The sequence below is a fragment of the Algorimicrobium bowmanii genome, assembly GCF_054031195.1.
In genome coordinates this window covers 581,631-607,031 of sequence record NZ_CM132929.1, presented here as the reverse complement: position 1 = coordinate 607,031, position 25,401 = coordinate 581,631, and the positions used below count along the sequence as shown (strand labels likewise).

The 25,401-nt window shown below is 35.0% G+C and carries 15 protein-coding genes; 4 read left to right on the top strand and 11 right to left on the bottom strand.

The window, feature by feature from the left end; translation table 11 throughout:
- The 5 genes from ACW5R3_RS02610 to uvrC all read right to left on the bottom strand — a co-directional run bounded on the left by ACW5R3_RS02610 (position 1) and on the right by uvrC (position 7,644).
- Positions 1-783 (bottom strand): DUF3108 domain-containing protein, encoded by a 783-nt coding sequence (locus ACW5R3_RS02610; protein ID WP_456578067.1) that lies wholly within the window; start codon positions 781-783, stop codon positions 1-3.
- 140 nt (positions 784-923) lie between these two features.
- Positions 924-2,087, bottom strand: a complete 1,164-nt coding sequence (gene hppD, locus ACW5R3_RS02605; RefSeq protein WP_456578066.1) for a 4-hydroxyphenylpyruvate dioxygenase — start codon at positions 2,085-2,087, stop codon at positions 924-926.
- Positions 2,088-2,184: 97 nt separating this feature from the next.
- Positions 2,185-3,345 carry a homogentisate 1,2-dioxygenase gene (locus tag ACW5R3_RS02600; protein ID WP_456578065.1) on the bottom strand — a complete coding sequence of 387 codons (1,161 nt, stop codon included), beginning with the start codon at positions 3,343-3,345 and terminating at the stop codon, positions 2,185-2,187.
- Between the two features lie 271 nt (positions 3,346-3,616).
- A complete protein-coding gene (locus ACW5R3_RS02595) occupies positions 3,617-5,854 on the bottom strand; it encodes a patatin-like phospholipase family protein (protein ID WP_456578064.1) in 2,238 nt (745 codons plus the stop codon).
- A gap of 2 nt (positions 5,855-5,856) precedes the next feature.
- Positions 5,857-7,644: an excinuclease ABC subunit UvrC gene (gene uvrC, locus ACW5R3_RS02590; protein WP_456578063.1), complete on the bottom strand. Its 1,788-nt coding sequence runs from the start codon at positions 7,642-7,644 to the stop codon at positions 5,857-5,859.
- 135 nt (positions 7,645-7,779) lie between these two features.
- Between uvrC and ACW5R3_RS02585 the strand changes: the two genes are divergently transcribed.
- The 4 genes from ACW5R3_RS02585 to ACW5R3_RS02570 are packed head-to-tail and all read left to right on the top strand — an operon-like array spanning position 7,780 to position 10,626.
- Positions 7,780-8,205 carry an ATP-dependent zinc protease family protein gene (locus ACW5R3_RS02585; RefSeq protein ID WP_456578062.1) on the top strand — a complete coding sequence of 142 codons (426 nt, stop codon included), beginning with the start codon at positions 7,780-7,782 and terminating at the stop codon, positions 8,203-8,205.
- Positions 8,202-9,077 carry a 30S ribosomal protein S6--L-glutamate ligase gene (gene rimK / locus ACW5R3_RS02580; RefSeq protein ID WP_456578061.1) on the top strand — a complete coding sequence of 292 codons (876 nt, stop codon included), beginning with the start codon at positions 8,202-8,204 and terminating at the stop codon, positions 9,075-9,077. The genes ACW5R3_RS02585 and rimK overlap by 4 nt, the downstream gene beginning before the upstream one ends.
- 1 nt (position 9,078) lies before the next feature.
- The gene (locus ACW5R3_RS02575; protein WP_456578060.1) at positions 9,079-10,044 is read left to right on the top strand and encodes a succinylglutamate desuccinylase/aspartoacylase family protein; all 966 of its coding nucleotides are present in this window, start codon (positions 9,079-9,081) and stop codon (positions 10,042-10,044) included.
- An 18-nt stretch (positions 10,045-10,062) separates the two neighbouring features.
- On the top strand, positions 10,063-10,626 hold the full coding sequence (locus ACW5R3_RS02570) for a 5-formyltetrahydrofolate cyclo-ligase (RefSeq protein ID WP_456578059.1): 564 nt from the start codon (positions 10,063-10,065) through the stop codon (positions 10,624-10,626).
- A gap of 14 nt (positions 10,627-10,640) precedes the next feature.
- On the opposite strand, the gene ACW5R3_RS02565 is transcribed toward ACW5R3_RS02570, so the two are convergent.
- The 6 genes from ACW5R3_RS02565 to ACW5R3_RS02540 all read right to left on the bottom strand — a co-directional run bounded on the left by ACW5R3_RS02565 (position 10,641) and on the right by ACW5R3_RS02540 (position 25,180).
- Positions 10,641-11,255, bottom strand: coding sequence for a lipoprotein signal peptidase (locus ACW5R3_RS02565; RefSeq protein ID WP_456578058.1), 615 nt, complete (start codon positions 11,253-11,255; stop codon positions 10,641-10,643).
- Between the two features lie 53 nt (positions 11,256-11,308).
- Positions 11,309-11,896, bottom strand: coding sequence for a hypothetical protein (locus ACW5R3_RS02560; RefSeq protein WP_456578057.1), 588 nt, complete (start codon positions 11,894-11,896; stop codon positions 11,309-11,311).
- Between the two features lie 99 nt (positions 11,897-11,995).
- Entirely contained in the window at positions 11,996-12,379 is a 384-nt protein-coding gene (locus ACW5R3_RS02555) for a TraR/DksA family transcriptional regulator (protein ID WP_456578056.1), read from the bottom strand.
- Positions 12,380-12,383: 4 nt separating this feature from the next.
- Positions 12,384-15,788: an isoleucine--tRNA ligase gene (gene ileS / locus ACW5R3_RS02550; protein WP_456578055.1), complete on the bottom strand. Its 3,405-nt coding sequence runs from the start codon at positions 15,786-15,788 to the stop codon at positions 12,384-12,386.
- 118 nt (positions 15,789-15,906) lie between these two features.
- Positions 15,907-18,789, bottom strand: a complete 2,883-nt coding sequence (locus ACW5R3_RS02545; RefSeq protein ID WP_456578054.1) for a PQQ-dependent sugar dehydrogenase — start codon at positions 18,787-18,789, stop codon at positions 15,907-15,909.
- A 97-nt stretch (positions 18,790-18,886) separates the two neighbouring features.
- Positions 18,887-25,180, bottom strand: coding sequence for a LamG-like jellyroll fold domain-containing protein (locus ACW5R3_RS02540; protein ID WP_456578053.1), 6,294 nt, complete (start codon positions 25,178-25,180; stop codon positions 18,887-18,889).
- Positions 25,181-25,401: the final 221 nt, after the last annotated feature.

The following is a 25,401-nucleotide window of genomic DNA, read 5'->3' as shown; positions in this document are numbered from 1 at the left end:
TTAGTTTTCTACTATAATTTTAAACGGGTGTTTTAATCCCTTAAAGGCATCTAGGTCTGCGCGTAATGACCCCACCGCTAAATTGGCCTGAATACGTAAAGGTATTCTATTTTTATCATTTGAAACCCATAACGTAAGGCTTTCTTCTTCTTTAAACACACGACCTGCCATAACGTATGGCCTAAATTTTAAGGTTTGAACTTTACCAAATTTAGTATCTAAAACCTCTTGCCCGAGGTATCGTAATTTAAAGCCGTAATTTTCCTCATCGAAAAACATATTTACGGCAACCTCATCGTTGATTTTAAGATTATCAATATGAAGGTTATTTCGAAGGTAATAAAAGGTTGAAACCATATCCTGAATATTAGGTTTGGTATCTATAACACTTTTTTTATTACGTTTAATATTGTTTACATAAGCCTTGTTCTGGTCTTGATCGAATTCTATTTCAATATTTTTGGTATGACCACCTTCATCTATATTTCTAATAAATTTATAAGGAACCGTAAGTTGCTTATCTATATAACTCTCATAGCGATCTTCAACTTTAAAAAACCAACTAACAGCACCAGTAGTCCAACCTTTCCCTATAACATGAAACACAGGTCTATCTTTATACAAGGCACTATTAACGGTTAGCGTGGCCTCGCCAGCCTTCATCCATCCGCTATAACTCATTTCAAATCGAAACCATTCACCTGCCCCAAAAGCATTGTCGTTTTGAGAAAATGCACCATTTAAGCTTAACGAGAAAATTAATAATATAAATATTCTTTTCATAAGTTTCATTAGGTATTAATTACAACTCACTTGTTGTACGGTATACAGGTTACAAATAGTATTCCAAAAATATAAAAACAAAAAACTCTATCCGACATGTAGATAGAGTTTTATATGATTTTAAAAAACGTTCATATCAATTAAAGCGTTCCTCTTAAAGCTTGTTCACGTTCAATAGATTCAAAAAGCGCCTTAAAGTTACCTGCTCCAAAACCTCTTGCTCCCATACGTTGAATAATCTCAAAGAATAAGGTTGGTCTATCCTCTACTGGCTTAGTAAATATTTGCAACAAATACCCTTCTTCGTCGGCATCAATCATAATCCCTAGAGACATTAATTTCTCAATATCTTCACGTAACTCATGACTGAATTCTTCTAAACGCCCTGGAACTGCTTTATAATATTCTTCTGGAGGCGTAGATAAAAACTCAACACCACGAGAACGTAAATCAGAAACTGTTTTTATAATATCATCGGTAGCAACAGCAATATGCTGAACACCTGGTCCTTCATAAAAATCTAAATATTCTTCAATTTGCGATTTCTTAATACCTTCAGCCGGTTCATTAATTGGGAATTTTATACGTCCATTACCGTTACTCATTACCTTACTCATTAATGCCGAATACTCTGTATGGATTTGCTTATCATCAAAAGATAAAAAGTTTACGAAGCCCATAACATCTTCATACCATTTTACCCAAGTATTCATCTCATTCCAACCTACATTACCTACCATATGGTCGATAAATTTCAAACCTGTAGGCTCTGGGTTATAATCAGATTTCCACTCTACGAAACCTGGCATAAATTTTCCTGTATAATTTTTACGCTCCACAAACATGTGTACCGTTTCACCATAAGTATAAATCCCTGCACGAACCACTTCTCCGTGTTCATCAGTTTCAACGGTTGGCTCCATATAAGATTTAGCACCACGCTTAGTTGTTTCTTCGTAAGCAGCACGAGCATCCTCAACCCAAAGAGCTACAACTTTCACACCATCACCATGTTTTACTATATGGTCATTTATTGGTGAACTACTTGTTAGTGGTGTTGTTAAAACCAAACGAATTTTATCTTGCTTTAACACATAACTCACTTGGTCTCTAGATCCTGTTTCCAAACCTTTATATGCAAACGATTGAAAGCCAAAAGCCGTTTTATAAAAGTGAGCTGCCTGCTTAGCATTCCCTACGTAAAACTCAACATAATCGGTACCTAATAAAGGTAGGAAGTCTTGAGCTTCTTCAAATATTTTTTCTAATCCGTATTCTACTGATTTGATTTCTTTCTTACTCATTGTTTGATATTTTATAATTGTTAATCGGGAAAGGCTCTGAAATAGTATTGTTAGCTTTATGTTTCCCGAAAAAACCTAATTTTATGTTTTCTGTTATTTAATGTTCTAACCAAGATTTATAGTAATCTTCATCGGCAATTTTCATAGCTTCTTCAGTTACCTGCAAAGGCTTAAATGTATCAACCATTACAGCTAACTCTTCTGTTTCCGTTTTACCAATACTACGTTCGGCAGCTCCTGGGTGTGGACCATGAGGAATTCCTGCTGGGTGCAGAGAAATATGCCCGGCATCAATGTCATTACGACTCATAAAATCGCCATCAACGTAATACAAGACCTCATCACTATCTATATTACTATGATTATAAGGTGCTGGAATTGAATCGGGGTGGTAATCGTATAATCGCGGTACAAAACTACAAACTACAAAGGCAGCTGTCTCAAATGTTTGATGTACTGGTGGCGGTTGATGAATACGCCCGGTAATAGGTTCGAAATCGTGAATTGAAAAAGCATATGGATAGTTATACCCATCGTAACCAACAACATCAAACGGATGTGAAGCATAAACCATTTCAAAAATATCATCTTGTTTTTTAACCTTTATAAGAAAATCGCCCGTTTCATCATAGGTTTCTAATTCTTGAGGCTGTCTTAAATCACGCTCGCAAAATGGGGCATGCTCTAATAATTGTCCAAACCAGTTGCGATAGCGTTTAGGTGTATAAATAGGATGTTTAGATTCTACAATAAACAATCGGTTATCTTCGGTATCAAAATCCATTTTATAAATAACACCACGTGGCACAACTAAATAGTCGCCATATTTAAAATCTAGATTACCCAGCATGGTACGAAGTTTCCCAGTACCTTTATGTACAAATATAAGTTCATCAGCGTCTGTATTCTTATAAAAATACTCGCGTGTTGAGTGCTTTGGAGCAGCTAAAACAATACTACAATCACTATTTATTAAAACCGTTTTCCGACTCTCTAAATAATCGTTTTCAGGTTTCACTTGAAATCCTCTAAATCGATATGATTGAATACTGTTTTCTTTAGCAATTTTAGGTTTTACACTGTATTGTTTTGTTATTTCTTTTACCTGTGTTGGCCGTTGTTCATGATAGGAGTTTGTAGACATCCCATCAAAACCAATGGTTCCAAAAAGCTGCTCGGAATACAAACTACCATCGGCTTTTCTAAATTGCGTGTGTCTTTTGGGTGGAATTTTCCCTAATTTATGATAAAAAGGCATGTTTTTTACTTTTAAAATTGGGTGCTGCAACCTGATTTTAAGGCTCTATAAATACAAGAGGAACACCACATTATAAACTTTTTAAAGATACTAAAATAAATGTGATTTTTTCGGATAAACCTTAAGAATGAAAATATCACGTTTAGGCATATTACTCTGGATTTCTTTTTATAAGAAATTGAAGATGGGCTAATAAATCAATCCAAAAGTGTGACATATATCCACAAATATCGAAAAAAAATACGACTTTACTAAACAAAATTCAGCTCCTTTAAAACCAAAAGCCCAAATTAAAATACCAAATATTATTACTTCGCTCTGGCGACCAACTATACTTGGCTTCTATTGGCCCAAGAAACGTTTCTACGGAATACCCAATGGCGTATCCGGAGTAATTTGGAGAAGTTATCCATTCGCCTGTTTTAAAAATATCATAATCTACATTTGCAAAATTGGCTGACGCCACGATATGATGCTTTTTAAACACTTCATAATCTACATTTATCAAACCTTTTACAAAACTATCGCCTGGTAAATCTAAATAATCATACCCATAAAAAGCGGTTAAATTATTTATTAGATTATAACCATAACCTCCTAAAGCAAAATCTAATGCAAAGGCATTATTATCCCCTATTTGAAAACCACCTTGCGCTGTTAAATTAAATGAAAATTTACCAAAACTTTTAGCGTAACCAATAGTAGCCTTAGCTATTGAGAACTCAGTAAAACTATTATTATAATCGGAAGAATACAGATACAAATGAAAATCTCCATCAAACAAAAAGCCTTCATTTGGAAAGTATTTATTATCATAAGTGTCTAATTTTAATTTCCCAAATACACTTAAAAAATCACTGTTTTCAAATACAGTTTCTTTAGCATCTCTTGTGGCTATTATCGTCTCAGAAACCACTTTTAAATGTTTTTGTTCGGCTCCCAAGGTTAAAGCAAAATCATTTCCTAATACGGTTTGCGCATAAATTTGATTTGTAAAATCAGACAGTTTAACATCTAATTTATTTACATCTGCAATTGCAAATGTATTGACATCGGACTCCGTTATAGTTGCGGCTGGAATATTTTTCTGAAAGTGATTATATCGGGATGTTAATCCGATACTCCAATAAAACCCTTTATCAATATAGTAATCAAAATTATACCGAACATTATCACCTAAAATGAAGTCTAAAGAAGCTACATCATTATTAAAGAGCAATCTTTTTCGTGTTAAATTAAGTAGCACACCTGTTTTATACAGGTCGTCATAATGCATTCCTACCTTGAAGAAAGTACGTGTTCGCGTTTCTAAAACTTTTACTTCTAAATTATATTCTTGGTCGTTTCCCGTTGGGTGCAACTGATAAACCACACTATCGAAGTTATTAGTAGCGGACAAGTTATTTACCCCTTGAACGAACTGCGTATATTCTATTTTTTCTTGAGGTTTTATTCGGAGTTTCCCAATAACATACGATCGGGTGTATTTTTCATTACCCGAAATATCTATTGTATTTATGCGGATACTATCAATAACTTGAATAGGCCTATTGGGCTTAGGTTTTAAAACTTGCTGCTCCGCTATTTCTTTTAAAGCTAAACTGTTTTCTTGCGCAGCAATCATACCGTTATGGATAATTTCACCACCATCATCAAACGATACCACAGTATAATCGGTTATATCTGGCTTAATATAAACATCTGTTTTTTTAGACTTTTCAACCATATCATTTATGGTACGATAATTATTAATCTGTAGAATAATGTCGGGTGCCGAACGCAATTGTTCACGCGTCGCTAATTCGTCTTGAACATCAACGCCTATTATTAAATCCATTCCTTTAGCCTTAAGCTCATCAATAGGATAGTTATTAACCACACCACCATCAATAAGTATTTGGTTATCTATTACAACCGGCTGAAATAAAGACGGAAAAGCACCACTAGCTACAATAGATTGCGGCAAACTCCCTTTATCCAAAACAACGGGCTTTCCGGTTTCAACATTAGTAGCAATACAAAAAAACGGAATTGGCAACTTACTAAAGTCCTCTATATCGCTTACGTGAAGTGTTAACTTAGACAGCAAACTTAACGTGTTTTGCCCCCTAGATAGGGCTGATGGTAATTTTAATTTAAATTTATCAAACGGCAGTGTTATTGCATATTTCTCTGCATTATCACGTTCATAGAATGTTTTTGCTTCACGTGGTAAATTATCATTTATAATCTCATCAAAATCAACATCTTTAAATATAGTTTCTATTTGTTTTCCTGAATATCCCGACGCATACAAGGAGCCTATAATTGCGCCCATACTAGTTCCTGCTACATAATCAACCCGAATACCAAGACTATCTATTACTTTTAAAACACCAATATGAGCCAAACCTTTAGCACCACCGCCACTTAGTACTAAACCGACTTTCACATCATTTTTATCGGGCTCTACCTGTGAGTACCCCGATATGAAGACAATAAAACAAACAAGACTTAAAATGTACTTCATAATTAATGAAAATGATTATAAACTTTACTAGCTCGGGACACGCCTATTACGGCTTCAAGATCCTTTTTACTGGCTTCAGAAATGCGTTTTGATGATTTAAAATGTTTCAATAAATCTACAATTGTTTTTTCTCCAATCCCAGGAATAGTTTCTAACTCTGTATTTAACGCTGTTTTACTACGTTTATTACGGTGATGCTCTATTCCAAAGCGGTGAGCTTCATTTCTTAAATGCTGAATAATCTTAAGTGTCTCGCTTTTTTTATCTAAATATAGTGGAATAGGATCATCTGGGTAAAATAATTCCTCTAAGCGTTTTGCTATTCCTATAATTGCTATTCTTCCTCGTAAGTCTAAAGCATCTAAACTTTTTAAAGCTGATGACAACTGTCCTTTACCTCCATCTATAATAATAAGCTGCGGCAACGGCTTGTTTTCGTCTAACAAACGTTTATACCTCCTGTAAACAACTTCCTCCATAGATGCAAAATCATCAGGCCCTTCAACTGTTTTAATATTAAAATGTCGGTAATCTTTTTTGCTAGGTTTACCATTTTTAAAAACCACACAGGCGGCAACAGGATGCGTACCTTGTATATTAGAATTATCAAAACACTCTATGTGTCTCGGCTCTTCTCCTAGCCTTAAATCTGATTTCATTTGAGCCATCACTCGATTAACATGTCGGTCAGGATCTGTAATTTTAACTTGTTTAAAACGCTCCATTCGGTAATACTTAGCATTACGTATGGACAAATCTAAAATATGCTTTTTATCGCCAAGTTTAGGAACCGTAATTTTTAAATCGCCTCCTAGATTAATATCAAAAGGCACATATAATTCCTTAGAATTGGAATTAAAACGCTGTCTAATTTCTGTAATAGCTAATTCTAGTAATTGCCGATCTGACTCCTCTAATTTCTTCTTAATTTCTAATGTGTGCGACCGAATAATCGACCCATAGGATATTTGTAAAAAATTAATATATCCATATTCAGCATCACTAATAATTGAAAACACATCTACATTGCTAATTTTAGGATTAACAATAGTTGATTTGGCTTGGTAATTTTCAAGCACCTCTATCTTTTCTTTTATTTTTTGAGCTTCTTCAAACTGCATCTCATCAGCAAAGGCCCTCATTTGAGACTTAAACTGGATTAAAGATGTTTTAAAATTACCTTTTAATATTTCCTTAATAGACGTTATATTCTCTTGATAAGCCGCTTCTGTTTGAAGTGCCTCACACGGTCCTTTACAATTCCCTAAATGATACTCCAAACAAACCTTATACTTACCGGCATTTACTTTATCGAAAGCTAAATCATATTTACAAGTCCGTAATTGAAACAAACCTCTAATTAAATCCAATAAAGTAGAAACGGTTTTCATACTTGTATAAGGTCCAAAATATTCAGACCCATCCCTAATAACACGCCTTGTAGAAAACACTCTTGGAAAGCGTTCATTTTTAATACAAATCCACGGATAAGATTTATCATCTTTTAGTAGTACATTATACCGCGGTCGGTATTTTTTAATAAGGTTATTCTCCAGAAGCAGTGCATCGGTTTCTGTATTCACAACAATATGCTTAATACTTGCTATTTTTTTTACAAGCACTCGCGTTTTACCACTGTCGTGTGTTTTTGTGAAATAGGAACTAACGCGTTTCTTTAAATTTTTTGCTTTACCAACATATAATATCTTACCTTCGTTATCATAGTATTGATAAACACCAGGTTCATTTGGCAGAGTTTTTAATTGTATTTCTAACGCAGTTTCAGGCATATCCTCAAAGGTAATTATTTCTGTATTTTAATAGATAAAATAGCCTAACAAAAACCTGTTAATTTTTAGTAATAAAATAGCCTTCGCAAATAACCGTTTCACTACATTGCGCCACTTTTTTAAAAACAGACAAACATGACCAAACAACTGATAGGCCGCGTTGACAAAATAGACTTCCCGAAACTAAATTTATTTGAAATAGATGCAAAAATAGATTCAGGAGCTTATACATCTGCCATACATTGCTCAAAAATAGTAGAAGAAAATGGTGTCTTGAGATGTACATTTTACAGCAAAGGGCACCCCAATTTTAATGGTAAAGAAGTTATATTTACCGAGTACACACAAACAGATGTTAAGAGCAGTAATGGATTTCGTGAAAACAGATTTAAAATAAAATCTGATGTCATATTCTTTGGTAAAACATACAAGATTAACTTAACTTTAAGCACGCGAGATGATATGCGTTTTCCTGTTTTAATTGGCAGGCAATTTTTATCAAAAAAATTTCTAATAGATGTGGATCTTCAAAATCTATCATTTAACAAAAAACAATTATGAATATAGTTATACTATCAAGAAACCCACATTTATACTCAACCCAACGTTTGGTTGAAGAGGCTGAAAAACGCCAACATAAAATTGAGGTTATCGATCCGCTAAAATGCGACATCATTATTGAAAAAGAAAAGCCTAGCATTTATTACAAAGATCGCTATTTAGATTATGTAGATGCTATTATACCACGAATTGGAGCTTCAGTAACTTTTTATGGTTGCGCTGTGGTTCGACAATTTGAAATGATGAACGTGTTTACCATCGCATCATCGGGAGCTATTTTACGCTCTAGAGACAAACTAAAAAGCTTACAACTATTAAGTAAAGCTGGTGTTGGCATGCCTAAAACTGTTTTTACTAATTACTCAAGAGATGTTGAAGAAGTTATTGATCACGTTGGAGGCGTTCCTGTTATTATAAAACTTCTAGAAGGGACGCAAGGTTTAGGTGTTGTTTTAGCCGAATCAAAAAATGCTGCTGAATCGGTTCTGGAAGCTTTTAATGGCTTAGAGGCCCGCGTAATTGTTCAAGAATTTATTAAGGAAGCACAAGGTGCTGATTTACGTGCTTTAGTTGTAGACGGACAAGTAGTAGGCGCCATGAAACGCCAAGGTAAAGAAGGTGAGTTTCGCTCAAATTTACACCGTGGTGGATCGGCAAATATTGTTAAGTTAAGTGAAGAGGAATTACATTTAGCCTCTAAAGCTGCTCGTGCTTTAAAACTACCTGTTTGCGGGGTAGATATCTTACAATCTGCACGTGGACCTTTGCTGTTAGAAGTTAACTCTACACCAGGTTTAGAGGGCATTGAAACTGCTACTGGCAAAAATATCGCCAAAGCCATTATCACCTATATCGAGCGAAATAAAATTTAATATGGCACACAAAACCATTACTATATCTGGCGAAGTTATCGAACCCGGAAAAAGCTACGAACTTAATTTTGACGTAGCCAAGCTTCACACAGCGTCTTCTATTGATGTTCCGATACTTGTTGAACGATCCAGAAAACCAGGTCCGACGGTTTTAATAACCGCGGGTATTCATGGCGATGAATTAAATGGAATTGAAATAGTTAGACAAATAATAGCCAAGGGCATTAATAAACCAAAATGTGGAACCATTATATGCATCCCTATTATAAACATTTTTGGCTTCATCAATTTAAGCCGTGAATTCCCTGATGGCCGCGATTTAAACCGTGTGTTTCCCGGAATTGAAAATGGATCTTTAGCCAGTCGTGTGGCATATAAACTTGTTCATGAAATTGTAAATCAAGTAGACTATATTTTAGATTTTCATACTGGTGGGGCAGATCGCTTTAATGCACCACAAATACGTATAGCAAAAGATAATCCCGAGCTAAAAACACTAGCTAAAACATTTGGTGCCCCTTTTGTTTTATACTCGAAAACACTAAAAAAATCTTTTAGGGAAACCGCTACAAAATCAGGAATTTCCATGCTCTTATTTGAGGGCGGAAAATCCCATCATATAGATAACAATGTTACTCTTATTGGCGTAACAGGAACCAAACGTATTCTTTCAAGTTTGAATATGTTACATTCTAAATTTAAAATCAACAACCCTAAACAAGACTCCGTATTTATCACCACCAGTAAATGGCAACGCGCTAATTTCTCCGGAATGTTTAAAGCATCTGTCGTTATAGGTAGTAAGATTAATAAAAATGATGTATTAGGCAATATAACCGATCCTTACGGGAAATTTAATCACGCGGTTCGTGCTAGCCAATCAGGATACGTCATTAACGTGAACCAATCACCGTTAGTCCACCAAGGTGACGCCCTATTTCACATCACCTCAAAATTAACCGAATAGCATTTAATAGTCCGCGAGATGAAAAAATCTGATATCCGAAAACTATACAAACAAAAGCGTCAAGCGCTAAGCAATGATATGGTTGATAATTTAAGCATAGAAATTGCTAACAACTTATTAAGCCTGCCTATATGGGAAGCTTCTTATTATCATATATTTCTTCCTATTAGCGAACAAAAAGAAGTTAATACTGATTACATTTTAAGTATTTTATCAGGAAAAGATAAACACATTGTTGTTTCAAAAAGTGATTTCTCAACAACTAGCATGTCTCATTTTTTGTTAACTGATGCTACTGTTATAAAAAAGAATCATCTAAACATTCCTGAACCTACAGATGGCATTCCTATAGACAACAGTTTCATTGAAGTTGTATTTGTTCCGTTATTAGCTTTTGACAAGCAAGGACACCGTGTGGGATACGGCAAAGGGTTTTATGATACATTTTTAAGTAAGTGCAAACCCAACACATTAAAAATAGGGCTTTCTTTTTTTAGTTCAGAACCTGAAATTGAAGATGTTTTTGATTCCGATATTCCATTAGATTATTGCGTAACACCTACCAAAACCTATACATTTTAAAGCATTTCATGCCGTTAAGCGAAAGCGCGTTTATTAAACACGATAAGCAAACCAAACCCAGTACTAATAGCCATATCGGCAACATTAAAAACGGGTTCAAAAAAAGTGAAATATTTTCCACCATAAAACGGAAGCCACTCAGGTAAATACCCTTTCCATAAAGGAAAATACAACATATCAACCACCTTACCATGTAGTAAACTATCGTAACCACCCGATTCAGGTAAAAATGTAGCTACTTGTCCGAAGCTATCATTAAAAAATACACCGTAAAAAACAGAATCTATAATATTACCTAATGCACCGGCAAAAATAAGTGCTACTGCCCAAATTAAAACTTGAGAGTTTTGTTTTTTGGTCGCATCATAAAGCCAGTAACCTATTCCAAAAATAGCAAAAATTCTAAAAAGCGTTAAAGAAACCTTCGCTGTTCTGTCGGATATAAAACTTACAAAATCGCTAATTTTAGTTCCCCATGCCATGCCATCATTTTCAATGAAATAAATTTTAAACCAACTAAAAACAGTTACATCTTCTCCTAGAACAAAATGTGTTTTAATATAAATTTTACTCACTTGATCTATGAGTAAAACAATAATGATAAAAATAATCGATTTATTTAAAGACATACTTTCTGTATTCAAGAGAATCTTTACGAATTGAATTTGTAAAGTTACTACTATTATTGTGTTTTACGGACGGTTATATTACCGTAAATAGAATTGAGCTGAATTTGATTAGCACCTAAAGGAATATCAGCCTGTTTTACAAGACCTCTTTTTGAGTGCAATTCCATTTCAGCTGCACGAACCCCAATTATAATATTCCCTTGTAAGGTATCAACTTGCAGGTTTCCATTAAAATTTTCAGCTATAAAATGCCCATTTAAAAGTTCGGCAACTACATATTTATAGGAACCTACAGCATAAACGGTTGCAATATCACTTTGTATATTAACATTTAAATCTTGAGGTATTTCAAGTGTTAACTCGATAGATATTTTTTTATGCGCTGCTAATTTATCATCTGGCTTAACAAATAAAGGTTGATAAGCGCTACCAATAAAAAGGGTATCATTTCTATTATACGACTCAAAAACAACTTGCTCGTTATTTTCGCCCTCTACCTCCAAGCGCATTGATACTGTTTTCTGATCCTTAGTAAGGATTTTAATTCGAAACATCGTATCACCATCAACATCAATTGTTTTAATTGTTGACGCATCAATAATACGTTCCATACTTTTTTGAGCCCAGGAGGTTCCTAGCATTAAAAAAGCAATTATATATAAAGTCGAATTTTTCATTAAAAAAACAAAACGCTTCAATATACATTGAAGCGTTTATTATTATTTAAGCAATTTGTGTTCTTATTTTTGCATGTTTTTAGCTTCGATACTAAGCGTGGCATGCGGAACTAATTTTAAGCGTTCCTTACCAATTAATTTACCTGTTACACGGCAAACACCATACGTTTTATTTTCAATACGAATTAAAGCATTTTTTAAATCGCGAATAAATTTTTCTTGACGGATAGCTAATTGCGCATTCGCTTCCTTACTCATCGTTGCACTACCTTCCTCGAAGGCTTTAAACGTTGGAGACGTATCATCTGTTCCATTGTTTAAATCATTCATATAGGCACTTTGTATAAGTTCTAAATCGCGTTGTGCATTTTCGATTTTATCCTGTATAAGCGTCTTAAATTCTGCTAAGTCACTATCTGAATATCTAACATTGATATCTTTTTCCATATTATTAATGTTTATTAATAGACAATCTAGTTGTTATTGCATCGAATGCAATTTCTATACCATCTTCAATTTTTTCTTTAAGCTCTAACCCCTCAGTTAGTGTTTCTTCCTTAATATACGCTAAATTTGCTTCAACAGCCTCTAAAATATCATCATGTTTTTGAATGTTAACATTAATTTTATCTGTTACTTCAAATCCAGAATCTTTACGTAAATTCTGAATACGGTTTACAAGCTCACGTGCAATACCTTCAAAACGTAATTCCTTAGAAATAGTAACATCTAAAGCCACAGTTAATGCTCCTTCATTAGCAACTAACCAACCTTCGATATCTTGAGATGTAATCTCTACATCAGCGCGTTCTAAAATAATACTTTTTCCGTTAATGTCAATATCTATTTTACCATTTTGCTCGATATTTTTTATCTGAGAGGCATCAAATTTTTGAATAGCATTAGCAACTAGTTTCATGTCTTTTCCAAAACGAGGACCTAAGGCTTTAAAGTTTGGTTTTATTTGTTTTACCAAAATTTCGGAAGCATCTTCTAAAATCTCAACTTGCTTAATGTTTACCTCATGTTTTATAAGATCTGCAACTGCTAAAATTTCTTCTTTTTGCTGTTCGTTTTCAACCGGAATCATGATTTTCTGTAATGGTTGACGTACTTTTATTTTCTCTTTAGCACGTAAGGATAATACTAAAGATGAAATAGTTTGTGCCGCTTCCATTTTACGTTCTAAAGACTTATCGACAAAGCGTGCATCAAACACTGGAAATTGAGATAAATGTACACTATCAAAACTTTCCTTATTGGTTACAGCATTTAAATCCATATACAGTCTATCCATGAAAAACGGTGCTATTGGTGCTCCTAATTTTGCAATGGTTACCATACAAGTGTATAGCGTTTGATATGCTGAAATTTTATCGGTTTGATAATCGCCTTTCCAGAAACGTCTTCTACTTAAACGCACATACCAGTTACTCAGGTTATCCTGTGTAAAATCGGAAATAGCACGTGCAGCACGAGTTGGCTCGTATGCTTCGTAAAACTTGTCTACTTTTTCAATTAAGGTATGAAGCTCTGATAGGATCCAACGATCTAATTCAGGACGTTCTTCCAATGGAATTTCGGCTTCACTGTATGTAAATGCATCCAAATTGGTATATAAGCTAAAGAAAGAATACGTATTATAAAGTGTTCCGAAAAACTTACGTTTTACTTCTTCAATACCATCTAAATCGAATTTTAAATTATCCCATGGGTTAGCATTTGCAATCATATACCAACGCGTAGCATCGGCTCCATAGGTTGATAACGTATCAAAAGGATCTACAGCATTCCCTAAACGCTTAGACATTTTCTGACCATTTTTATCTAATACAAGTCCATTAGAAACGACATTTTTATAAGCTACAGAATCGAAAACCATAGTTCCAATTGCATGTAAGGTATAAAACCAACCACGAGTTTGATCGACACCTTCAGCGATAAAATCAGCTGGGAAAGATTCATTATTGTCTATCTTAGCTTTATTTTCAAATGGGTAATGCCATTGTGCATACGGCATAGAACCCGAATCAAACCACACATCAATTAAATCGCTTTCACGTTTCATTGGTTGACCTGATGCAGAGACTAAAGTAATATCATCCACAATGTTTTTATGTAAATCTATTTTAGCGTAATTTTCATCTGAGTTATTTCCTACTTCAAAATCTTCAAAAATATCTTTAGCTAAAACACCCGCTTCTACTGCTTTTGCCATTTCGGCTTTTAACTCTTCAACCGAACCAATACAGATTTCTTCTTTACCATCTTCCGTACGCCAGATTGGTAATGGAATTCCCCAATAACGTGAACGTGATAAATTCCAATCGTTAGCATTTGCTAACCAATTTCCAAAACGACCTGTACCTGTTGATTTAGGTTTCCAGTTGATTGTTTCATTTAAATCAAACATACGTTCCTTAACGTCGGTTACTTTTATAAACCAAGAATCTAACGGGTAATACAAAATAGGTTTATCGGTACGCCAGCAATTAGGATAACTGTGCTTGTATTTTTCAACCTTAAAGGCTTTATTTTCTTCTTTTAATTTTATGGCTAGTTCAACATCTATTGAACGTTCAGGTGCATCACCATCGGTATAATATTCATTTTTAACATATTTACCAGCATACTCACCCATTTCTGGTCGGAACTTACCTTGTAAATCAACTAAAGGCACTAAATTGTCGTTTTCATCCTTAACCAACATTGGGGGCACTTCTGGTGTAGCTTGTTTTGCTACTAAAGCATCATCAGCTCCAAAAGTTGGTGCTGTATGTACTATACCCGTACCATCTTCAGTAGTTACAAAATCACCGGAAATAACACGAAAAGCGTTTTCAGGATTATCATTAGGTAAAGCGTATGGTAATAACTGCTCATATGTGATTCCTACTAAATCTGTTCCTTTAAATTCTTTAACAACGAAATAAGGAATTTTTTTATCACCAGATTTATATTCTAATAATTCAGGTTTGGTTTCAACACGTTTGAATTTCCCATCGAATTGATTATTCACTAACGGCTTAGCCAAAACAACATTAATAGGCTCAAAAGTATACTGATTATACGTTTCAACTAAAACATAATCAATTTTAGGGCCTACTGTAAGCGCCGTGTTACTTGGTAATGTCCAAGGTGTTGTAGTCCAAGCCAAGAAATAAATATCACCTTCATTTTTTAAGAAATCAGGTAAGGAATTTTCATTAGCTTTAAACTGCGCAACAACAGTCGTATCTGTTACATCTTGGTATGTTCCAGGTTGGTTTAACTCATGAGAACTTAAACCTGTACCTGCTTTTGGAGAGTATGGCTGAATGGTATACCCTTTATAAATAAGACTCTTATTATAAATCTCTTTTAGCAACCACCAAACTGATTCCATGTATTTTGGATCGTAAGTAATGTATGGATCATCCATATCTACCCAATATCCCATTTTTTCAGTTAAATCATTCCAAACATCTGTATAGCGCATAACAGCTTTGCGACAGGCTGCATTATAATCTTCTACCGAAATGGTTTTACCAATATCTTCTTTGGTAATACCTAATTCTTTTTCTACACCCAACTCAATAGGCAGACCATGAGTATCCCAACCAGCTTTACGTTTTACCTGGAAGCCTTTCATGGTTTTATAACGTGGAAAAATATCCTTAATAGCACGAGCAAGAACGTGATGTACACCAGGCAATCCGTTTGCTGAAGGTGGTCCTTCAAAAAACACAAATGGCTTAGCGCCTTCACGGCTTGTTATACTTTTTTCAAATACGTTATGTTGCTTCCAATACGCAAGAACATCACTTGCTACTTCTGGTAAGTTAAGTCCTTTATATTCCGGGAATGTATTACTCATAATTTCGTTGATTCAATTCGACCTGCGAAATTAATGATTTTACTTGAATATGTTTAGTTTATAAAAGAGAAAAGCCCCTGAAATTTCAGAGGCTTTTAATTTAATTTACATATTGCTTTTAGATTTTAACCAGTTTCTTGACTAAAAGGGTTTTTATACCATCTGAAATTCTAATAAAATAAACACCTGTACTTAGGTTTTCTAAATCTGTTAATTGAATTTCAGCTTGCTTAGATCCTACTAATTCTTGCTGCACAACACGTCCTTGAATATCATATAAAGCAACCGTTAATGTTTTGAAATTACCAGTTGGCAATCCATGAACAGTAAGTTGGTCTTTTATGGGGTTTGGTTGAACAAAAACTGAATTTAAATTATAAGTTTCCGTATTTAAAGTTCCGCCAACCAAATGAATAGTATAATCTTCAACTTCTGAAGAATTACCATCAGTATTAACTATTCCACAAGGCGCATTTGTTCCATAAGGCGTATAGTATTGCATCATAGCCACACGCATTCTTGTGCTTACAGTAAGAACCGTTTCAGGCACTGAAAAAGAAAATGAACGGGTAACTTGATTATAAGGAGATAAATTACTCCCTGCATTTGTTCCTGCCACAAACTCTCCTGAATCTGTAAAATCGCCATCTGCATTATAATCTATCCAAACTCCAAAACCTGCCGTTTTCCACGACTCATTAGGAACCGATTTATCAATAGAAATAGTATATGTTTCAGAAAAATTAAGAGTGGTTGCATAGGCCGTAAAATCTGAATACGTTGAACCCGCCGAAGTATGGTCTAAATCCTCTAAAACCACACGTGTTATATGGTGATTATCTCCATTTACAATACCAAAAGCATCACAATAATCAACAGCTGTAGTTGTAAAAAACACCGAACTACTATAGTTAGATTCTGTTTCACTACAGGCAGCACTAATTTGTAATTCATAATCGGTAGACATTTGTAAACCATTAATAGTAGCTGCATTACCAGTAGCTGATTGGATTATCCAAGCACCACCTAATTCACGATATCGAATATTAGTTGATACACCTTCAGCACCTTCCCAAGTTACATCGGCATATGTTGAACCTGGAACAACTGAAATATTGCTAGGCACTGACAATGTATTAACGGTTACTTGTTGTGTTGCACTATCTGAGTTTACACCATCATCAAACAACCAATTTATAGTACCACTTTCTCCCGCTAAGAATGTTGTATTATCGGTAGTTGTTGCGGTTACTTCCTCACAGGCATTATTAATTAAAACAGGCGCAGATACTGTAATTAGACAATTACTCACAACATCTTCTAATTCTGGCGCTACAAATGCTGCAGGATTACTATTAGGCACCACATTTACAGAAGCAGAACAACTATTTTCGTTACCGTTAGCATCTGTTACAGTTAACCAAACTGTTTGTAAACTATCTGTATGTGAACAGTCAAAAGTATCCATATCAATCACCATTGAAACTATAGCCGCATCACCTCCTACAGATCCATTATCAATATCAGAAGCCGAAATAGTAGCTGTTCCTTGTGGATCTAGTAAAACCGTAATGTTTTGACAATTTGCTACAGGTGGATTTTGAACTGTAGTACCTATGTATTCTATTTTAACAATCAGACCTGGATTACTCAAATTGGTAACCACATCGTTTGAAGAAGGTCCTGATGTTCCTCCTGCATTATCGGTAATAGCATAAATAGTTAATCCATCTGGAGAAATAGCTAAATCTCTATATCTATCAATAGAAGAATGAAATTCTTCATAAGTATCATTTACAATATCGGCACCATCAGGTGTTAGTTGCGCTCTATAAATGGTTCCTTTTTTAAGCGATGGTATTAATAGCGATCGCCCCCAACCAGGAATATTTCCAGTTTCGTGAATATCGATACTTGAAACTGCTGGTGTAGGCCAAGTTCCCCATCCGCCTGCAGGATCCGTTTCAATTGAACTTCCGTAGGTTCCTATTGGCCCTTCAAAATCGGCGGGAGCACCAGAAGGAAACGATTCAAATTCAGTTGCTGTTTCAGCTCCATTCGGACAGTTGTGATCACTAAAACTACCAGCATTACAGTTATCTAATGAAGACCAATTACAATAAGTATAAGCCCAATTATCATAATATCCTGCAATTTCAGGCCACCCGTAATTTTTTCCGGCTTTGATTATATTAATTTCATCGTCTGTTTTTGGACCTTGCTCAGAAGCATAAAGCACGCCATTATTAGCAAAAATAATACCTTGAGAATTTCTATGTCCGTAGGTATAAACATGACTTTGTACAGTGTTAAATACAGGATTATCTAAAGGTACTGAGCCATCTAAATTAATACGTAACGTTTTACCTGGGTAATTAGCATAGTCGGTTGGAGATGTTGGCATAACCTGCGATAAAATAGGATTACAAGAATAATCAAATTGGTTTGCTCCTTGATCACCAATTGTATAATACAGTTTTAAATCTGGCCCTATTATTAAACGTCCTGAATTATGGTCAGCACTACCAGGAAGCCCCTCTAAAATAGTTCCATTTGGATTTAAGCTAGTATCTTCCGCTAACGTATTGGTTGTAAAATCATATACCAAACGTACAATTCGTAATTTAAAACCAGCATCGTCATACGTGTATGCAGCATAAACATAATTATTAGTACTAGTAGAAATATCGGCATATAAGTCTGGATGAATAGCCATTCCTAATAAACCTCCTTGTTTAGAAGTTGCCACTTTAGAACTTAAATCAATTAATTCACTTATAACACCAGTTGAAATATTAAAGCTGGAAATTTTTTCACCAACACGCTCCGTTAACCACAATTGTTCACCAGGCATATAAGTTATTTCCCACGGATAATTAAAAGCATGGTTGCTTGTTATGTTGGTTACAGACCAGTTAGCGGTATCGTTTGTAACGGGTTGTTGTGAAAAGCTAAAAGCTGTTAAAAACAAGGCTAATAGCAAGGGTAGTTTTTGCTTCATTCGTTTTATTAATTTTAAATCTATTTAATACATTTTTAAAAATCAAAAACCTTTGAAGGTATTTCAAAGGTTTTTGGGCATTATAAAATATTGGTTCTTATATTTTTATCAGTTTTTCAGTCATTAACACGGTATTGTTTTCGGTAATTTTAACCAAATACATACCACTACTTAAAACTTGCATTTTACTGAGTTCTATTTTGGTTTCAGAAGTTGTAATATTTTGTTTCGCAATAAGCCTACCTTGCATATCATAAATTCCAACTACTAGATTATCCATAAGCATAGCTTGTGGTAATTTAATAGTCACCTGGTCTTTAGCCGGGTTTGGATACATAGCAAATTCAGATGTTTCGAAATCCGTAACAGATAAGTTTTCTAAATCTGAAAAAACAATATCAAATCGTCCAATAGTTTCACCTATACCAACAGTTGCAATGTAATTAGAGGTTCTTAAATCGTGATAGTTATCACCATCTTTCAATAAAATATTGGTTGCATCAGAAACATTCTCCAAACTATCAATGCTTACCTCTATATTTCCTGCTTCACTTGCTTTAACTGTTATTGGAAGAATGGTATTTTCAGCAATAGCATCTATACCTTGAATCAGGTAATTAGCATCATCAATCACCCAATACATATCGGCAACATTCTCTTCATTTAGTAGACCATCAAACCCCCAATCAACCGCTGGTGTAGCCTGATCATCTACAGTTAATAAAAGTTGTCTTTTGTACCCTTTAGGAGACGTATAACCAATTCTAAATTTTGGACGAACATCCAAATTAAGTCCTGGATTGTTATCACTTTCTATTTCATCCTCAGACCTAAAAAACCATGAATTAGTATTACTATCACCTTCTTTTACAAACACACGTTGACTATTATCAAAGGTTATTTCACCTCCATCTTGAGCCATAACAAAAAAGCCTTGGCTTACAGGAATATATTGTCTTGGTGTTTTTGTAGGTACTCCTAAATTACTAACATCGTCATCTGGGGAAGCTTGTTGCACAAGTATATCATCTATTGCAGGCACACCTCCAGAAAGGTTGTAAAGTCCGTAACCTCCTTGATATTCTGCTAAGATATGTGAATTACCTCCATAATGCTCCCAAAAATATAAGGTACCCGTAATAACGCTTTCATTATCCTTTATAAACTTATAGCCATCAATTGCTGAAGGGTAAGGGTTACCAACTAAATATTCATTATTTGGGCTTAAACTTAAACTTACTGTACCATTATTAGGCTTGCCTGTAAACACATAATTCTGATAATCTGTTTCGGGAGCTGTAGTGGTACCTTTCATTGTATAACCAACACCAACATTTAATCTTGATGAACTTGAGATAGATTGCCAATCGGCATAGGTATCGTTTCGGTAATTATCAAATTTCCACAACCAATAATCGGCAATTTCCATAGGAGATGCTGCTCCATCATAACCACCAACATAACTAATTGGTTCAGGATTATCAGGATCTGTTCCATCACGTAAAACATCGGCAACTGAAAAATCTTCAGAACCATCTACAGGACTAGCAGAAGCACTGCTATGAACTGGAGACGACCAATAATTATAGGTGTACAAGTTTACAGTTCCTTGTTGATCACGCTCTAACTTTGCGTTAGGACCATTAAATAAATCACTTTCGGAGGACTGAATTAATTGCGATTCGCCCACTAAGTCTATAAATCCATCTAATTTCAAATACCAATCATTGTACAAACCTTGATCATCTGAGATGGTAAACTCTTTACTATCATCAACAATTAACCCAATCATTCTTTGAGAGTCTGAAGCATTTAAATGATTTTTCACATGAACTATTGAAGCATCGTCTACACCACTAACTTTAGTAGAAATATCCCAAATATCACCATGCAACCAAGTAGATGCATCTGTCCATTCGCCATCAGATTTTGTAACATAAGGCAGTGGTGCTGTTTGAAAATAAATATCTTTAATATTATACAGTTTCGCACCAATAGTATCTCTGTTAGTCGGTTCCGTTTTTTTATTATCAAGAATATCATCTAGATACCCATCCATTTTATAGTATCGAATTAAACTTGAATGTAAATCGCCTATCGTTTTTGGTATTATTTTCCCTTTGTTAAAACTCTCATTTTCATCTAGTTCTTGATGCACCATACGTTTAACCTCATTGGCTGTTAATGCACGATCAAACACACGAACCTCATCTATTTCTCCTTTGAAAAAGTTAGAACCCCCATTACGCGCACCAATTGTAAGCTTTGAAGTGTTAGCTGGAACAACTCCAGAATCCATATCACCAACCTGAACACCATTAATATATAATATTGTTTTTCCTGATGTTGTAGTTGCTGTAATATGTATCCAAACACCATCTAGAACAGGATCTGATTTTATCACATTAGATCCGACAGAAGCAACAACTTCATTTAGTAAATTTATTCGCAATTCAAAATTAGCATTTTCTTGCCCTATAATCTGCTGGAAATCAACCAATGTATTATCGCCATCTTTTTTTACAAAGGCCATAATTGTCGCATCAGTACCACTCAAAACTGTTTCATCTTCCACATAATCATTACGTCCGTCAAAATATAGACTATAACTATCGTCTAAATCTCTTGGAGCTCCAAACAAATCATCATTTCCGTCTCGTGAATCTGGCACGCCATCTCCATCATTATCCGCATAACTACCCGATTGTCCATCGTCAATAATTCCATCATTATCAAGATCTAGGCCTGTATAAATAGTCGTATCAATATCATAAACAGAAGTAAGATTATTATACACATCTAAATAGTCTGGAACACCATCATTATCTGAATCTAAAGTATATCCTGTAGCAGCATATGCCGTACCTTGTGAATCGTTCCCATATGTATCGGCAGCATTTGCTCCTGCTGTATAATTATAATGATAGTCGTAAACATCTAGAATACCATCGCCATAATACTCTATATTGCCATCGCCATCGGTATCTTTTATTCTAAATTTTTCAGATTCTGGACCATCGCCAACACCATCGCCATTTATATCACCATCGCCATTTATAAAATTAGGATAGGGGTTATTACTATTTTGAGCACCAGATTCATCTACATCAAAAAGACCGTCGTTATCACTATCTAAATCTAAATAATCTGGTATACCATCGCCATCGGTATCTAAAACACCTATGCCTTCAAGACTATCAAGCATACCATTTTTATTAACATCCACCCAGTCAACATCTATTTTTCCAGTTCCATTACTACTACTAGCAAAACCAGCTTCTACAATGTCTGGAATACCATCATTATCTGAATCTAAATCAAACATATCCGCAACGCCGTCACCATCCATATCACATAGTGTTTGTTCTATCTTGATATCATCGAGTGCTAAATCGTTTCCAAATCCTCCAGGCGACTCATTAACAAACCGAACAATAAAAGTAGTTTCACTTGTTGTAATCTCTTCTGGCTCGAAATATTTCCATACCGACACGTCGCAATCATTACCACTTTCACACCTTGTAATCTCGCCGGTTGTAAAAGACCCTATTACCGTTGAGTAATCTGTTTTTAAAAAATCGACTCTAATATTTGGCTTTATTCGCCTTCCATCTACAAGTTCGCTACTATCAAAAGCACTATCCTTATTATCTATATTTATAGCCCAAAAACTATAGGTTATTGGCACATTAGGTATGGTACCGGTTATGGTAGTCTCATAAAACACACCAGGTTCTATATCGGCATTAAAGATAGCCATTCGTCCATTGGTATCCCCAGGTGTATGATCTTCAATAGGTGCCCACAGTCTGTCTGCCCAATCAGCTATAGCATCATCCTCATTTGGACCAACAGCCTCATCATTATTCGCACTTGTAATTCTATGATTTATAGTGTATTCTCCATCATTTAAATTGGGACTATTTAAGTCTGGACATTCTGCCGTATTAGCACTGTTCGTTCCATTCTCTAAACAATAAGTAGTTGTTGCATCATACAGCGTACTAATATCATTACCTCTACCTGGCCCCACACCAAAAGTTTCATTTAAAAATTTATAATTGGTTTTTGTAGCTGCAGGAGACAAGTTACACGACTGCTCTTCATAGTCGTCCGGAATACCATCGTTATCATCATCAATATCCACATTATCAAACACGCCATCGCCATCGCTATCATAAAACTTCTGATCTTTGGATGCTGAAATATTATACCAATAATAGGGTGCTACATCATTATCTTCACTATTGCTCACTATTGTTACCGTAGATGTTTTTCTATCTAAATCGGCTAGATTGGCGTTGAAGGCTATTGTTAATAATTCGGACATTCCAGGCGGAATTGTTATAGGCAACGTAACACCTATCAACTCAAAATCGGCTGTATTAGAAAGGCTAATATCTGTAATTTCTAAATTATGGTAACCACTATTAGACAAAGTGAATTCACGAGTTGTACGCTCTCCTACATTTATAGAACCAAAATCTGTAAAATCGGTTATCAGCGGGGTATTTGTTCCATCACCAGGAATAGCTGTCCCGCCACCGGAAACAGTTAATTTTGCAGGTGAATTATTAATAACTATATCAACCAAATAATCCTCAAACTCTTCATTATTATCAGCCGAATCACCACAAGGATCAACCGAAGACCAATATTGTCGTGCTCCAACTCGCATAACCGTTTTACCTAAACTTGCAGTTGCAGGAATATCAATAACTATATCACTTAAACCTTCTCCTACTTCAGATGGCAAATCAAAAAACTCATCATTAGGGTCATCATCTCCTGAACGATAAAAAACACCATCTTTGTTTAAATCAATATACACCCCCCAACCCATACTGCCTCCATGAACAGCTATGGAAGCCGTATAACTAGCTCCTTGATAAAGTTCAACAGCTGGCAGAGTCCTATAGTCGCCATAACCGCCATCATCACCATTACTAGGACCATTATCTATCATTGTTGAATTTTCGCCTGTTATACTAAAATTGGTAATATAAGACCCGTTTGAATTACTTGTAGGCACACAATACACATCATACAATCCTGTTGAAAAGGTTTGAGTTGAAGACCACATTTGTGAACCTCCACAAATACTACTCACTTGAAACTCATAATCTGTTAATTGAGACATATCTAAGAGGCTAAAGCTATTTGTTGAGATTACGACTTCCTCCCATGCCACATCACCTACCTCACGATACCTAAAACCATAATTATCTACCCCCATTAGTTCATCCCAAGTCACTAACAGTGTTGGAAATTCAGCATCAGATACTGATATATTTGTTGGTGATTCTTGAGCTAATATTGTAACTTCTTGACTTGCAGATGCAGTAGATCCATCTGTAGCAGTATATACCCATGTAACCGAATACGTTCCTGCCGTTGTAAAAGTAGTAATATCACTTGTTGTTGGCATAATATCTTCACATTGATACCCTGAATTTGTTGGCACCGGAACTGTATATTCACAATACATGGTAACATCATCTAAAACAGGTGCTACGAGACCTCCTGAATAAGGTGTTACCGTTACCGTTGCACAACAAGTATCTGTTTGCCCAAATATATCGGTAACTGTTAACATTACAGTGTTATCTCCTAAATCATCACAATTAAACTCTGAGTGATTCACCGATAGGTTAGCCATTCCAGAACTAACCGTTGAACCGCCATCCACATCGTTTGCTGTTATGGTAGCAGAACCAAAAGCATCTAATGCTATTGTTATTATATCTTGACAGTCTGCCGTTGGAGGGGCGGGAGCTATACCACGGAGATACACATCGTCTATATATATAATTTCTTTATCATCACCTCCACCACTTATTAACTCAACTTTAAATTTAAATTGAGAAACCGAATTTGGAATATCAAGAACGTAGGGATTACTTTGAGATGTACCATTATCTGCCGATGAGCCAAAATTCACTTCTGCCCCACCATTACGACCATGAATCAATGTTATAATAGTAGCAACATTATCCATATAGTAGGTTAAATTTAGCCTATCATCTGGTTTCATTAAACTATTGGAAGCATATGCTATGGAAAACTGAACATTGCTGTAATCACTTATATTTATTTCACTAAACTCTACATAATCCGTTTTATCATACCAATCGGTAATTCTTAAACTATAATCTGTTGAACTACTTTTTTCATCAGAATAATCTATCCTTCCATTATCAATATAGCCTTGAAATCCCCAATTATCATCTTCAGCTAAAATTGAAGATAGTGTTCCTGTCCCTCCTGTTGAGAGGCTTGATCCGGTACCTAAAAACTCGTTTTTAGCGATAACAACACTTTGTGCTGATAATTGGCTTACGCTAAATAGCAATGCTAGCGCGCATAAATATACAGGTAGTGTATTTTTCATTTTGGGGCGGGAATTATTGATGTTTTTGAACAATTCATACTCTTTTTTTCCGAAAATAGCTTTCAAAATAAAACAAATACTAATAGTCAAAATTTGTTATAGCGCCGCTAATATAGTTTAAGCCAATTAAATAAACAAGTAACCAACTGAATTTCAATATGCTAAAAAATCGAACTGCAGGCTATAAAAATCACCTCATAAAAAAAGCCAAAAACCTTTGT